The 12891-nt window shown below is 71.2% G+C and carries 13 protein-coding genes and 1 riboswitch; of the genes, 10 read left to right on the top strand and 3 right to left on the bottom strand.

Annotated elements, in window-relative coordinates:
* Positions 1-170: 170 nt before the first annotated feature.
* Both ADK67_RS28480 and rdmE read left to right on the top strand, forming a co-directional pair.
* Positions 171-1187, top strand: a complete 1017-nt coding sequence (locus ADK67_RS28480) for a Gfo/Idh/MocA family protein (protein WP_053719598.1) — start codon at positions 171-173, stop codon at positions 1185-1187.
* A gap of 43 nt (positions 1188-1230) precedes the next feature.
* Positions 1231-2769, top strand: coding sequence for an aklavinone 12-hydroxylase RdmE (gene rdmE, locus ADK67_RS28475; protein ID WP_063797747.1), 1539 nt, complete (start codon positions 1231-1233; stop codon positions 2767-2769).
* Between the two features lie 257 nt (positions 2770-3026).
* Here rdmE and ADK67_RS28470 read toward each other — a convergent pair whose 3' ends face one another.
* Positions 3027-4307, bottom strand: coding sequence for an MFS transporter (locus tag ADK67_RS28470; protein ID WP_053719596.1), 1281 nt, complete (start codon positions 4305-4307; stop codon positions 3027-3029).
* Between the two features lie 191 nt (positions 4308-4498).
* On the opposite strand from ADK67_RS28470, the gene ADK67_RS28465 reads away from it, so the two are divergent.
* The 5 genes from ADK67_RS28465 to ADK67_RS28445 all read left to right on the top strand — a co-directional run bounded on the left by ADK67_RS28465 (position 4499) and on the right by ADK67_RS28445 (position 8624).
* Positions 4499-4852 (top strand): SSI family serine proteinase inhibitor, encoded by a 354-nt coding sequence (locus ADK67_RS28465; protein WP_053719595.1) that lies wholly within the window; start codon positions 4499-4501, stop codon positions 4850-4852.
* A gap of 329 nt (positions 4853-5181) precedes the next feature.
* A complete protein-coding gene (locus ADK67_RS28460; RefSeq protein WP_053719594.1) occupies positions 5182-7095 on the top strand; it encodes an ABC1 kinase family protein in 1914 nt (637 codons plus the stop codon).
* A 32-nt stretch (positions 7096-7127) separates the two neighbouring features.
* The gene (locus ADK67_RS28455) at positions 7128-7835 is read left to right on the top strand and encodes a hypothetical protein (RefSeq protein ID WP_053719593.1); all 708 of its coding nucleotides are present in this window, start codon (positions 7128-7130) and stop codon (positions 7833-7835) included.
* Positions 7828-8142 (top strand): transcriptional regulator, encoded by a 315-nt coding sequence (locus tag ADK67_RS28450; RefSeq protein ID WP_053719592.1) that lies wholly within the window; start codon positions 7828-7830, stop codon positions 8140-8142. The genes ADK67_RS28455 and ADK67_RS28450 overlap by 8 nt, the downstream gene beginning before the upstream one ends.
* Positions 8139-8624, top strand: coding sequence for a glutathione peroxidase (locus ADK67_RS28445; protein WP_053719591.1), 486 nt, complete (start codon positions 8139-8141; stop codon positions 8622-8624). Before ADK67_RS28450 ends, ADK67_RS28445 begins: the two co-directional genes overlap by 4 nt.
* 46 nt (positions 8625-8670) lie before the next feature.
* Here ADK67_RS28445 and ADK67_RS28440 read toward each other — a convergent pair whose 3' ends face one another.
* Both ADK67_RS28440 and gcvH read right to left on the bottom strand, forming a co-directional pair.
* The gene (locus tag ADK67_RS28440) at positions 8671-10035 is read right to left on the bottom strand and encodes an L-serine ammonia-lyase (protein WP_053719590.1); all 1365 of its coding nucleotides are present in this window, start codon (positions 10033-10035) and stop codon (positions 8671-8673) included.
* A gap of 4 nt (positions 10036-10039) precedes the next feature.
* Positions 10040-10420 carry a glycine cleavage system protein GcvH gene (gene gcvH, locus ADK67_RS28435; RefSeq protein ID WP_053719589.1) on the bottom strand — a complete coding sequence of 127 codons (381 nt, stop codon included), beginning with the start codon at positions 10418-10420 and terminating at the stop codon, positions 10040-10042.
* Positions 10421-10567: 147 nt separating this feature from the next.
* Positions 10568-10662: riboswitch (glycine riboswitch) on the bottom strand.
* A 194-nt stretch (positions 10663-10856) separates the two neighbouring features.
* On the opposite strand from gcvH, the gene ald reads away from it, so the two are divergent.
* The 3 genes from ald (at position 10857) to ADK67_RS28420 (ending at position 12869) form a co-directional block, all read left to right on the top strand.
* Entirely contained in the window at positions 10857-11963 is a 1107-nt protein-coding gene (gene ald / locus ADK67_RS28430; protein WP_053719588.1) for an alanine dehydrogenase, read from the top strand.
* A gap of 343 nt (positions 11964-12306) precedes the next feature.
* Complete coding sequence (locus ADK67_RS28425; protein WP_053719587.1) at positions 12307-12489, top strand: hypothetical protein; 183 nt, start codon at positions 12307-12309, stop codon at positions 12487-12489.
* Between the two features lie 5 nt (positions 12490-12494).
* The gene (locus tag ADK67_RS28420; protein WP_082403942.1) at positions 12495-12869 is read left to right on the top strand and encodes a hypothetical protein; all 375 of its coding nucleotides are present in this window, start codon (positions 12495-12497) and stop codon (positions 12867-12869) included.
* Positions 12870-12891: the final 22 nt, after the last annotated feature.

Here is a 12891-nt window from a genome sequence, read left to right as displayed (position 1 = left end):
CACCCGGCGCGCGGGGTGGTGAGGTGGGTCAGACGGGGCGACAGGCCGTGCTGGTGACGCGCACGTAGTCCACGTGCCGACGTGCCACGAGCGGGATCATGGGCCGAAGGTAGCGCTGCGTGACGGTCCGCGACAGGGCGTCCACGTCTTGGGACGCTTAGGGTTCGGGCATGCGCACCGCACTGATCGGCTACGGGCTCGGAGGAGCCGCCTTCCACGCACCGTTCCTGTCCACCACGCCCGGCTTGGCGCTGAGCGCCGTCGTCACCGGGAACCCCGACCGGCGGGCCGAGGTGGCGTCCCGGTACCCGGGCGCCGAGCTGATCCCGTCGGTGGACGACGTGTGGCGGCGGGCCGACGACTTCGACCTGGTCGTGGTGACCACGCCGAACCGGTTCCACGCCGTGCACGCCCGTGCCGCGTTGGAGCACGGGCTGAACGTCGTGGTGGACAAGCCGTTCGCGCCGTCGGCCGCCGAGGCGCGGGAGTTGGCAGACCTGGCCGCGGCACGCGGGCTGCTGCTGGCGCCGTTCCACAACCGGCGCTGGGACGGCGACTTCCGCACCGTGGCGCGGCTGGTCGGCGAGGGCGCGTTGGGGCGGGTGCACCGGTTCGAGTCGCGGTTCGAGCGGTGGCGGCCGGAGGTGAAGGAGAGCTGGAAGGAGTCCGGCGACCCGGCCGACCTGGGCAGCATCGTGTTCGACCTCGGCACGCATTTGGTCGACCAGGCGGTGGCGTTGTTCGGGCGTCCGACGGGCGTGTACGCGGAGGTGCGGACGTTGCGGGCGGGCGCCCGTGCGCACGACGACGCGTTCCTGGCGTTGACCCACTCGTCCGGCACGGTGTCGCACCTGTGGGCGTCGGCGTTGGCGGCGGCGTTGGGGCCTCGGTTCCGGGTGCTGGGCGACCGGTCGGCGTACGTGAAGCACGGGATGGACCCGCAGGAGGAGGCGTTGAAGGCGGGCGCGGTGCCCGGCGGCGAGGGGTGGGGCGAGGACGCGGTGGAGCAGTGGGGCGTGCTCGGCGCGGAGCCGGTGCGCACGGAGCCTGGGGCGTACCAGGACTTCTACGCGGCCGTCGCCGCTGGTCAGGCGCCCGTTCCGGTGGCCGACGCGGTGGCGGGGCTGGAGGTCGTCGAGGCGGCGTTCGCGTCGGCGCGTTCGGGTGAGGTCGTCGCGCTCGGCTAGGTGTCTTGCGGCCCGAATCTCTTAGCGTCTAAGATTCTTAGTCATGGGAGACGACAGGCGTGTGCAGGTGTTGGTGGTCGGCGCCGGGCTGAGCGGGTTGACGGCGGCGTTGTTCCTGGCGCAGCAGGGCGTTTCGGTGCTGGGGATCTCAAAGCACCGCGGGACGTCGCCGCACCCGAAGGCGACCGGGCAGACGCACCGGACGGTCGAGGTGCTGCGGCGGGCCGGTGTCGCGGACGAGGTGCTGGCGGGTGGCGCGGGGCTCGACGGCGGGCTCGTGATCAAGGTCGCGGAGAGCCTGCGCGGGCGGGTGTTCCACACCGTCGTGCACGAGGACGACACGTGGGACACCTCGCTCAGCCCCGAGCGTTCCGGGATGGCGAGCCAGGACCACGTGGAGCCGGTGCTGCTGCGGCGGGCGCGCGAGCTGGGGGCGGAGGTGGTGTTCGAGACCGAGCTGGTGTCGTTGGCGCAGGACGACGACGGGGTGACGGCGCGGGTTCGTTCGAGTGAGGGCGAGTACACCGTTCGGGCGGATTACGTGATCGGCGCGGACGGGCACCGCGGGGTGGTGCGCTCGTTCACGGGCATCGGGCGGCAGGGGCCGGGCGAGTTGGCGCACCACGTCGGCGTGGTGTTCAACGCGGACCTGACGGCGCACATCGTGCCGGACAAGTTGACCTTGTTCTACTTGCGGAACCCGGCCTTCACCGGCACTTTCGTGGGGACGAACACGGCGCGGCGCAACGTGTTCACGATCGAGTACGACCCGGCGCGCGAGTCGGCGGCGGACTACCCGGCGCGGCGGTGCACCGAGCTGCTGCGGATCGCGACGGACGCGCCGGACCTGGAGCCGGAGATCCTGGAGATCACGGCGTGGGAGATGGCGGCGTGGCTGAGCGACCGGTTCCGGGCCGGGCGGGTGTTCCTGGTCGGTGACGCGGCGAAGGTGACGCCGCCGACCGGTGGGCTGGGCGGCAACACGGCGATCGGCGACGGGTACGACATCGCGTGGAAGCTGGCGGAGGTGCTGAAGGGCGAGGCCGGTGTCGGCCTGCTGGACAGCTACGAGGCCGAACGGCGGCCGTACGCGAAGCTGGTGGTGGACGGGTCGTACGCGAACTACGTGCAGCGGTTCGCGCCGCACCTGGCGGGCCCGGACGTGCCCGCCGAGGTCGACCACCTCCACCTGACCCTGGGTTACCGCTGCCGTTCGAACGCCGTGCTGATCGACGACACCGACACGGCCCTCATGGAGGACCCGGCCAACCCATCCGCCCGCCCGGGCTTCCGCGCGCCACACGTGATGGTGACCCACAACGGTACCGAAGTATCCACTGTGGACCTCTTCACCACGTGGACCCTCATCACCCTGAACCCCTCCTGGCGTGCCGCCACCGTGCCGTCCCTGCACACCCCGACCCTCACCGACCCGACCGACACCCTCGCCAAGCTCTACAACATCGGCCTCACCGGCGCCGCCCTCATCCGCCCCGACGGCGTGATCGCCTGGCACACCACCAACCCCCCGACCCCCACCACCAACCTCTCCACCACCCTCCACACCCTGAAATCCCTCTAACCCTCGCGCGTGTCGAACCTTCAAGTCCCGCGTGTCCTACGTTCGCGTCGCGCGTGTCCTACGTTCAGAACACGCGAGTTCAACGCTCAGAACAGTCGATCTTGTTCTGAGCGTTGAACTCGGGGTACGCGAACGTAGGACACGCGCGTTCCGAAACAGTCGATCTTGTTCTGAGCGTTGAACTCGGGGTACGCGAACGTAGGACACGCGCGTTCCGAACGTAGGACACGCGCGTTCTGAGTGTTCGACACGCGGCGTTAGGTGGGGGTTTTGGTGGGGTGGCGGAGGGTTTCGCCGATGGCCAGCAGGGAGAGGGAGCTGATCACGGCGCCCGCGATCAGGTAAACGGAGATCGGCCACGAGGCGTGGTTCGAGGTGAGGCCCAGCAGCCACGTCGCGACCACCGGCGACAGGCCGCCGCCCAGCACGGCGCCCAGCTGGTAGCTCAACGACACCCCGCTGTACCGCACCCGCGTGCCGAACAGCTCGGCGTAGTAAGCGGGCATCGGGCCGAACACCGCCGCCGAACCCGAGAACGCCACCACCATCGCCAGCACCACCAACCCCGGCGACCGCGTCTCCAACAGCCAGAACAGCGGGAACGCGAACACACCCAGGAACGCCGCACCGCCGAGCATCACGGGCAGCCGCCCCACCCGGTCGGACAGCCGCGCGAACACCAGGATCGCCACCGCCTGCGCGAACGCCCCGATCAGCCCCGCCGTCAACAACGTCCCCCGCGGCATCCCGAGCTGACGCGTCCCGTACGACACCGCGAACGTCGCCACCACGAAGATGAACATGTTGAACCCGAGGTTCACGCCCGCGCCGAGCAGCACCTGCCGCCACGACTGCCGCAGCACGACGGCCACCGGCAGCCGCACCGCGCCCACCGTCTCCCGCGCCTCGCGGAACACCGGGCTCTCCTCGACCGACAGCCGCACGTACAGCCCGACACCCACCAGCACCAGGCTGAACAGGAACGGCACCCGCCAGCCCCAGCTCAGGAACGCGTCGCCGGACACCGCGGTCGACGCCGCCATCGCGCCGTTGGCCAGCAGCAGCCCGATCGGCGACCCGAGGAACGTCCAGCTGCCGTACCACCCGGTCCGCCCGACGGGCGCGTGCTCGACCGCCATCAACGTCGCGCCGCCCTGCTCGCCGCCGAGGAAGAACCCCTGCACCACCCGCAGCAGCACGAGCAGCAACGGCGCGGCGAGCCCGATCGAGGAGTACGTCGGCAGCAGCCCGATCGCCGCCGTGCACAACCCGGTCGCCGTCAACGTCAGCACCAGCATCGACCGCCGCCCGACGCGGTCGCCGAAGTGACCGATCACCACCCCGCCCAGCGGCCGGGCCAGGAACCCCGCGCCGAACGTGGCGAACGCCAGCAGCGTGCCGATGCGCGGGTCGAAGGAGGGGAAGAACAGCTTGTCGAACACCAGCGCGGACGCGGTGCCGTAGAGCAGGAAGTCGTACAACTCCACCGCGTTGCCCGCGGAACTGGCGAGCGCCACCCTGCGCACCTCGGAAGCCATTCACCCACCCTGGCCCGCCTGGGCGCGCAGCCCACCTCGACCGTGAGCCAGCTCACACCGCCGCACGCCGTTCGCAGGTACCCGCGAGTAGCGCAACCGCGACCGGCCGACCCGATTCGATCTTGCCGGAAACCACACGATCCGGTGAGATGTCTGGAGTTGAGCGGTAATCGGCGGCCACGCTGTGGAGCATGGCACCACTCCCGTTGTTCGCGGCGATCGCCGCACTGATCCCCGCGTTCTCCGCCCCCGAGTCGAGCTTCGTGCTCAGCGTGCAGCGCGGCGATTCGCTCCTGTTCTCGAACCTGACCTGCGAACCCGCAGGTGGCCTGCACCCCAGGGCGGACGAGGCCTGCCTGGCGCTGTCCTCTGTGGACGGCCAGGTCGGCGGCCTGTCGACCGGTCAGGCCCTGTGCACGCTGGAGTACGACCCGGTGCGCGTCACGGCGTCCGGCACGTGGCGCGGCGAGACGCGGTCGTTCGACGCGGAGTTCGCGAACCCGTGCGTGATGCGCGCGGAGACCGGCCCGGTGTTCGACTTCTGACGACGCCGGGCCGGACGGCTCCCGACCCGGCAGAGCCGAACCCGACCGCGCGCACACCCGTGGAGGGCCGCCGACACCGCCGCCGAAGTCGTGGCCCTCCACGGGATACTGCGAAGGTCCTCGGACCTCTCAGGCGACCGTAGGGACTCCACCACCGATCGTCAACCTTCTTCACATTCGTGAAATGGGGTCACCACAGGGCTCTCCGCAGACCATTACCGGGTGAACACCCGGCCTGAGCCATCCGAGTGATCGGAGCTCTGCGCTCACCACGCACCGTCTCAGCCGGACCGTTCTATCCTCCGCGCGAACCGCTTGGGGGAAGACGTATGGGTGATTTCGTGCTGTACACGGTCGGCGTTCCGCTGACGTTCCTGGCCTTGGTGCTCGGCATGGCGCTGGCCGCGCGGCGCATCCTCGGGCTGCACGTCGGCCTCATCCGCACCACGCTCGCGTGCATGGTCGGGCTGTCGTCCAGCCAGGCCGCGTTGAGCGCCATGCCGGGCCCGGAGACGACGCCCGCGCTGGCGACCGTGCAGATCGGCATCGCGCTGCTGATGATGATCGCGCTGCTCACGTTCGCCGAGATCGTGGTGCCGACCGGGTCGATCCCGCCGCCGACCGAGTGGTGGCGCGCGCTGCGCGGGCGGATCTCGCGCACCCGCCGCTACACGCGGATCACCGCGATCGCGTTCCGCCGCGGCTTGGGCCCGTACCTGCGCGGCCGGGAGCGCACCGACACCCGGTTGGCGCGGTCGCTGCGGCTCGCGCTGGAGGAGGGCGGCGTCACGTTCGTCAAGCTCGGCCAGGTGCTGTCCACGCGGCCGGACCTGCTGCCGCCCGACGTGGTCGACGAGCTGACGCTGCTGCAGGACAAGGTGCCCGCCGCGCCGTGGCCCGCCGTGCGCGAGGTGCTGGTGGCCGAGCTGGGGCAGCCGCCGGAGGACGTGTTCGCCGAGTTCGACGAACGGCCGATCGCCGCCGCCTCGGTCGCGCAGGTGCACCGGGCGCGGCTGAAGTCCGGCGAGGACGTGGTGGTGAAGGTGCAGCGGCCGGGCGTGCGGCGGGTCGCCGAGGGCGACCTGGACATCGTGAACCGGCTCGCGTCGACGTTGCACGACAAGACGCGGTGGGGCAAGGCGATCGGCGTGCGCGACCTGGCCGCCGGGTTCTCCGCCGCGTTGCGCGAGGAGCTGGACTTCCGGGTCGAGGCGCGGAACCTGGCGGCCGTGCGGGCGGCGTCCGACGGCGCCGACGTGGTGCTGCCCGCCGTGCACGAGGACCTCTGCACGGCACGCGTGCTGGTCATGCAGCGGCTGGACGGCGTGCCGGTGCGGTCGGCGTCGATGGAGTCCGTGGACCGGGACGCGCTGGCCCGCACGCTGCTGGACACGCTGCTGCGCCAGGTGATGGTCAACGGCGTCTTCCACGCCGACCCGCACCCCGGCAACATCATGCTGCTGGGTGACGGCAGGCTCGGCATGCTGGACTTCGGCTCGGTCGGCCGGATCGACGCGCAGCTGCGGTCGGCGCTCGGCAAGCTGCTGCTGGCCATCGACCACGGCGACCCGGCAGGCCTGCGTGACGCGCTGCTGGAGCTGGTGACCCGGCCGGACGAGATCGACGAGCAGCAGTTGGAGCGCGCGCTCGGGCAGTTCATGGCACGGCACCTGAGCACCGGGATGCGGCCGGACGTGGAGATGTTCGGCGACCTGTTCAAGCTGGTCTACCGGTACGGGCTGAGCATCCCGCCGGAGATCGCGGCGGTGTTCCGGGCGCTGGCCACGGTCGAGGGCACGCTGGGCGCGTTGTCGCCGGGGTTCAACATCGTGGTCGAGTCGCGGTCGTTCGCGGACAAGCAGTTCAGCGCGCACCTCACGCCGGAGTCGCTGCGGCGCACGGTGACCGAGGAGCTGCACGCGATGCTGCCGATGCTGCGACGCCTGCCCCGGCGGGCGGACCGGATCTCCAGCGCGTTGGAGCAGGGGCGGCTCGGGCTGAGCATGCGGCTGTTCGCCGACGAGCGCGACCGGCAGTTCATCGTCTCGCTGCTGCACCAGGTGATGCTGACCGTGCTGGGCGCAACGGCGGGCGTGATGGCGGTGCTGCTGCTGGGCGCGGACGGCGGGCCGCAGGTGGGTCCGGGCATCTCGTTGTTCCAGGTGTTCGGCTACAACCTGCTGGTCATCAGCGTGCTGCTCGGGCTGCGGGTGGTGGTGACCATCTTCCGACCACGCGGTTGACGCGGGTTGGTTTGCGGTGCAAACCTGACCGGGTGGCAGACCTGCTGGACGACCTGACCGAACTGCGCCGGCGGGCGCGGGAGGACCGGCACGCCTACCCGTTCCCGCTGCTGTTCTTCGGCGTGGCGTCGTTCCTGGCCGTGCCGCTGTACGCGCCGGGGTCGGCGTCGCACGGCTTCGACGTGCGGTACCCGGTGGCGCTCGGCCTGTACTGGTCGGTCGTCCTGGTGGTGGGCGGTCTCGCGACGGTGTGGTGGTACCGCAGGCGTGGTGCGCGGGTGGGCATCGAGACGTCCACACGGGGCTACCTCGGCGCGCTGGCGATCGGCCTCGGCGGTCCGGTGGTCGGCCTGGCGCTCGACCACCTGCCGTTCAGGTTCTACTCGGGCACGGGCGCCGGGCTGATCCTGCTCGCCGCGGCGACCGTGCTGTGGCGGCGGCGGGCACCGCGCGCGGTGACGTTGACGACGGCCGTGCTGGGCACGGCGGTGCTCCAGCACGACCAGCCGGCGATCGGGCCGTTCATCGCGATCGGCCTCGGCCTGGTGGTGCTGGCCGCGCTGGAGGGCAGCACCCGGTTCACCACCATCACCGCCGGGTACCTGGTCGCGCTGTGCGTGTCCGCCGCCTTCACGCCGCTGGAGGCGGTCACGCCCGGCACGTGGTCGTTGGGCAGCGTGGTCGTGCTGCCCGGGTCGGTGCTGGTCGTCGGTGGGCTGAGGGGCTTGCGGCGTGGCTGACCACCCGACCGCGTCGCTGGACGACGTGGTGCACCAGAAGCACCGGCTGGGCATCCTCACCGTGGCGGCCGAGGCGAAGCGGGTCGAGTTCGGCTACCTGCGGTCCACTCTGGAGCTGACCGCGGGCAACCTGTCGCGGCACATCGCCGTGCTGGAGCAGGCCGGGCTGGTGGCGGTCGAGAAGGGTTACGACGGCAAGCGGCCGCGGACGTGGGTCAGCGTGACGGCGGCGGGCCGGGCGGCGTTGGCGGCGGAGATGACGGCCTTGCGCGCGCTCGTCGAGCGGCACGTAGCCTCGCGGGCATGAGCATCCACGACATCCCGCTGCGCACGCTGTCCGGTGAGCCGTCGAGCCTGGGCACGTTGGCGGGCAAGGCGTTGCTGGTGGTGAACGTCGCCTCGAAGTGCGGGCTGACGCCGCAGTACCAGGGCCTGGAGCGGCTCCAGGAGCGGTACGCGGCGCAGGGGTTCTCCGTGGTCGGGTTCCCGTGCAACCAGTTCGCCGGGCAGGAGCCGGGCACGGCGGACGAGATCGCCACGTTCTGCTCCACCACGTACGGCGTGACGTTCCCGCTGTTCGAGAAGATCGAGGTGAACGGCCCGTCCCGGCACGCGCTGTACACCGAGCTGACGGCGTTCGCGGACGCCGACGGCGCGGCGGGCGACGTCCAGTGGAACTTCGAGAAGTTCCTGCTGGCGCCGTCCGGCGAGGTCGTCGCGAGGTTCCGACCGACCACCGAGCCGGAGGACGAGGCCGTCGTGAAGGCGATCGAGGCCGTGCTGCCCTAGCCCGGCGGCGCGGGAGGCGGCCGACCAGCCACCTCCCGCGCCCGGGTCAGCACTCGATGACGTTGACGGCGAGGCCGCCGCGTGCGGTCTCCTTGTACTTGTCCTTCATGTCCTTGCCCGTCTCACGCATGGTCTTGATGACCTTGTCCAGCGACACGAAGTGCGAGCCGTCGCCGCGCAGCGCCATCCGTGCCGCCGTGATCGCCTTGATGGACGCCAACGCGTTGCGCTCGATGCACGGGATCTGCACCAATCCCCCGATCGGGTCGCACGTCAGCCCCAGGTTGTGCTCCATGGCGATCTCGGCCGCGTTCTCCACCTGCTCCGGCGTGCCGCCCATCACCTCGGCCAGCCCGCCGGCGGCCATCGAGCACGCCGAACCCACCTCGCCCTGGCAGCCGACCTCGGCGCCGGAGATCGACGCGTTCTCCTTGAACAGCACGCCGACCGCGCCCGCCGTGAGCAGGAACCGCACCACGCCGTCGTCGGACGCGCCCGGCACGAAGCGGGTGTAGTAGTGCAGCACGGCGGGCACGATGCCGGCCGCGCCGTTGGTCGGCGCGGTCACCACGCGGCCACCCGCAGCGTTCTCCTCGTTCACCGCCAGCGCGAACAGGGTCACCCAGTCCATCACCCGCAACGGGTCCGTGGCGTAGTGCTCGGCGGTCATCCGCTGCCGCATCTCGGCCGCGCGCCGCCGCACCTTGAGGCCGCCGGGCAGCACGCCGGTCTGCGTGCAGCCCCGCTCGACGCACTCCTGCATCACGTCCCAGATGCGCAGCAGACCCGAGCGCACCGACGCCTCGTCGCGCCACGACAGCTCGTTGGCCAGCATGACCTCGCTGATCGACAGCCCGGTCTCCCGGCACCGCGCCAGCAGCTCGTCACCCGTGCGGAACGGGTGCGCGACCGGTGTCTCGTCGGGCTTGATCCGGTCGGCGCCGGTGGCCGTGTCGTCCACCACGAACCCGCCGCCGACGGAGTAGTACACCGCCGAGTCGACCACGGTGTCACCCGAGCGGGCGGTGAAGCTCATGCCGTTGGGGTGCAGCGGCAAGGACTTCCGCCGGTGCATCACCAGGTCCGTGTCCTCGGTGAACGCGATCTCCCGCACGCCGGCCAGCCGCAGCCGCCCGGTGGCGCGGATCTCCGCCACCCGCCGGTCGGCCTCCGCCGGGTCGACGTCCTCCGGTCGGCAGCCCTCCAGGCCGAGCAGCACCGCCTTGGGGCTGCCGTGCCCGTGCCCGGTCGCGCCGAGCGAGCCGAACAGCTCGACGTGCACCCGGTCGACCGAGGCCGAGGACGGCCGCAGCCGTTCGGCGAACATCATCGCCGCGCGCATCGGGCCGACCGTGTGCGAGCTCGACGGTCCGATGCCCACGGAGAACAGGTCGAACACGCTGATCGCCATGACGTCAGTCCCCGGTCAGTTCCGCGTACTTCGCCGCGGTCAGCAGCCCGGACGCGTCGGTCACGGCCACCTTGAACAGCCAACCGCGGCCGTACGGGTCGTTGTTGATCAACGACGGGTCGTTGACGGCCGCCGTGTTGACCTCGACCACCTCGCCGCCGACCGGCGCGTACAGGTCGCTGACCGACTTGGTCGACTCCAGCTCGCCGCACACCTCGCCGGACTTCACCACGGCGCCGACCTCGGGCAGCTCCACGAACACGATGTCACCCAGCGACTCCGCCGCGTACGACGTGATGCCGACCGCCACGGGGTCCTGGGTACCCGGCGCCCAGTCCACCCATTCGTGCTCGGGCGTGTACAGCAGGTTGTCCGGAAAAGTCACGACAGCGCTCCCTCAGGGCAAGGTCCACCAGAGCCCCACTCTGTCCTGGGACCTGAGAGCTTCGCCGCGCCGACGCGACGGCTGACCGTCGATCCGACCCGGCTTGCACCGTGGGTGCGCGCCGTTGAGCACGCTTTCCAGAGTCGCCTCACCCGAGCGGTTCTCGCTGCCTGAGAGTGTGCGGGGTACTTGCTCCTTCGGCGCCCCGGCACGTTCACCGAGGTCTCTCCCGCGCGGGTTCCGGCGCTCCTGCGCGCCGCGGCCGATGTTCAGTTGGTTGGCCCGCACGCTAGGTGCCCGGCCCGACAGGTGTCAACGCACCGTCGGGCTTGTTCGATCAGCACAACGCCGCAGGGGCGCGTTGGTGCGCCCGGCACGATGACACCGAAAACCCGTTACCGGACCTTTGGTGTAACAACGGCCGAAGGAGCCCACCGTGCGGATCGCAGTTCCCCGCGAGATCAAGAACCACGAGTACCGCGTCGCGCTGACCCCGGCGGGCGCCCACGAGCTGACCCAGCGCGGTCACGACGTGGTGGTCGAGACCGGCGCGGGCCTCGGTTCGGCCATCACGGACGAGGAGTACCTGGCCGCGGGCGCGAAGGTGCTGGCGAGCGCGGACGACGTGTGGGCCGAGGGCGACCTGGTGCTCAAGGTCAAGGAGCCGATCGCCGAGGAGTACCCGCGGCTGCGCGAGGGGCAGGTCCTGTTCACCTACCTGCACCTGGCCGCCGACCGGCCGCTGACGCGGGCGTTGCTGGACTCCCGCACCACCGCCGTCGCCTACGAGACCGTGCAGACCGCGAACGGCGCCCTGCCGCTGCTGGCGCCGATGTCCGAGGTGGCGGGCAGGCTCGCGCCGCAGGTGGGCGCGTACTCGCTGATGAAGCCGTCCGGCGGGCGCGGCGTGTTGCCCGGCGGCGTGCCCGGCGTGCACCCGGCGCGGGTGGTCGTGATCGGCGGCGGCGTGGCGGGGCTGAACGCGGCGGCGATCGCCGTCGGCATGGGCGCGGACGTGCAGGTCCTGGACACCAACGTGGACCGGCTGCGCCACGTCGACGCCATGTACCAGGGCCGCCTGCGCACCGTGACGTCCAACCGGTACGCCGTCGAGGAGGCCGTCCGCGAGGCCGACCTGGTCATCGGCGCGGTGCTGGTGCCCGGCGCGAAGGCGCCGAAGCTCGTGAGCAACGAGCTGGTGGCCGACATGAAGCCCGGCGCCGTCCTCGTGGACATCGCGATCGACCAGGGCGGCTGCTTCGCCGACTCGCGGCCGACCACGCACGCCGACCCGACCTACCAGGTGCACGACACCGTCTTCTACTGCGTGGCGAACATGCCCGGCGCCGTGCCGCGCACGTCGACCTACGCGCTGACCAACGTGACGCTGCCGTACGCCGTCGCGCTGGCCGACCAGGGCTGGGAGGCGGCACTGCGCGCGGACGCATCGCTGGCGCTCGGTCTGAACGCGCACCAGGGCCTGCTGACGAACCTGCCGGTCGCGCAGGCGCACGGGATGACCCACACGCCGCTCGACTTCTGACCGGTCTACCGCGAAGGGCCCCGCTCACGTGCTGTGAGCGGGGCCCTTCGGCGAAGAAAGACGGCCCGCTCAACCAGCCTGGGGGTCACTGGGAGCGGGCCGCGTGACCAATCTTAGCCGGGAACAGGGTGCTCTGCCCAGCGGCCCCACCGATCCGGCGGAGATTTCGCCCGGCGGTGGCAACACGCTGTGTGCGCGCTCAAGCAATCGAGTGAACTTGGGTGATAACAGGTAAGTCACGACGGCCCTCCGACCGATGGACAGGGCGGGAACCCCGCAGCCAGGCGAGCGGGGTCGTCCGCTCGCGCGGCGCTCTGCCGCGCCACCTCCGATCGGAGCGCAGATGGCTGAACCCGAGGGCTGGATCGACTGCCACGACCCGTTCGGGCGGGACCGGTCCATGACCGTGCTCGTCGAGAACGACCGAGTCCTGCTGGTCGCGCCACCCGGCGAGTCCGCTGTGATGTCCGTCACGCAGACGCGCAGGCTGCACCGCCTGCTCGACCAAGTCGCCGACAGGATGTGAGGCGCGTGGACGAGGCACTGCGGGCCGCCGTGATGCGCCGGCTGGCGTTGCTGGACGAGGCCGCCGAGACCGGCGAGGCGGACGCCCTCGTGCCGCTCGCGCGGTCCGAGATCCACCGCCTGGCCGACGGCTGGCGGCTGCTGTTGACCGTGCACCAACCGGATCCGGACGGCCGCTGCGGCGCGTGCCCCGGCATCCTGCGGCACAAGAAGTGGCCGTGCCAGGTCTGGACGATGGCGCACCAGCACCTCATCGGCGACGGCCTGCCGCACCGCGAACGCCGCCGTCCGCTGCGCACGCTGCGCCATTCGAAGGACGTCGAGACGACCGCCGAGATACCCAGGGTCGCGTCGAAACCACGGCACGCCCTCCCCGAGTGACCCTCCTAGGGCAGGATGACGC

Source organism: Saccharothrix sp. NRRL B-16348 (genome assembly GCF_001280085.1).
GTDB lineage: Bacteria > Actinomycetota > Actinomycetes > Mycobacteriales > Pseudonocardiaceae > Actinosynnema.
Note: the sequence above shows the minus strand (reverse complement) of the source record. Positions and strands in the feature narration are given on the sequence as shown.

What these genes read in the sequence shown, in the direction of transcription:
- ADK67_RS28480 (WP_053719598.1), top strand. Translation starts at nt 171, where the DNA reads ATGCGCACCGCACTGATCGGCTACGGGCTCGGAGGAGCCGCCTTCCAC.
- rdmE (WP_063797747.1), top strand. Translation starts at nt 1,231, where the DNA reads ATGGGAGACGACAGGCGTGTGCAGGTGTTGGTGGTCGGCGCCGGGCTG.
- ADK67_RS28470 (WP_053719596.1), bottom strand. Translation starts at nt 4,307, where the DNA reads ATGGCTTCCGAGGTGCGCAGGGTGGCGCTCGCCAGTTCCGCGGGCAAC.
- ADK67_RS28465 (WP_053719595.1), top strand. Translation starts at nt 4,499, where the DNA reads ATGGCACCACTCCCGTTGTTCGCGGCGATCGCCGCACTGATCCCCGCG.
- ADK67_RS28460 (WP_053719594.1), top strand. Translation starts at nt 5,182, where the DNA reads ATGGGTGATTTCGTGCTGTACACGGTCGGCGTTCCGCTGACGTTCCTG.
- ADK67_RS28445 (WP_053719591.1), top strand. Translation starts at nt 8,139, where the DNA reads ATGAGCATCCACGACATCCCGCTGCGCACGCTGTCCGGTGAGCCGTCG.
- ADK67_RS28440 (WP_053719590.1), bottom strand. Translation starts at nt 10,035, where the DNA reads ATGGCGATCAGCGTGTTCGACCTGTTCTCCGTGGGCATCGGACCGTCG.
- ADK67_RS28425 (WP_053719587.1), top strand. Translation starts at nt 12,307, where the DNA reads ATGGCTGAACCCGAGGGCTGGATCGACTGCCACGACCCGTTCGGGCGG.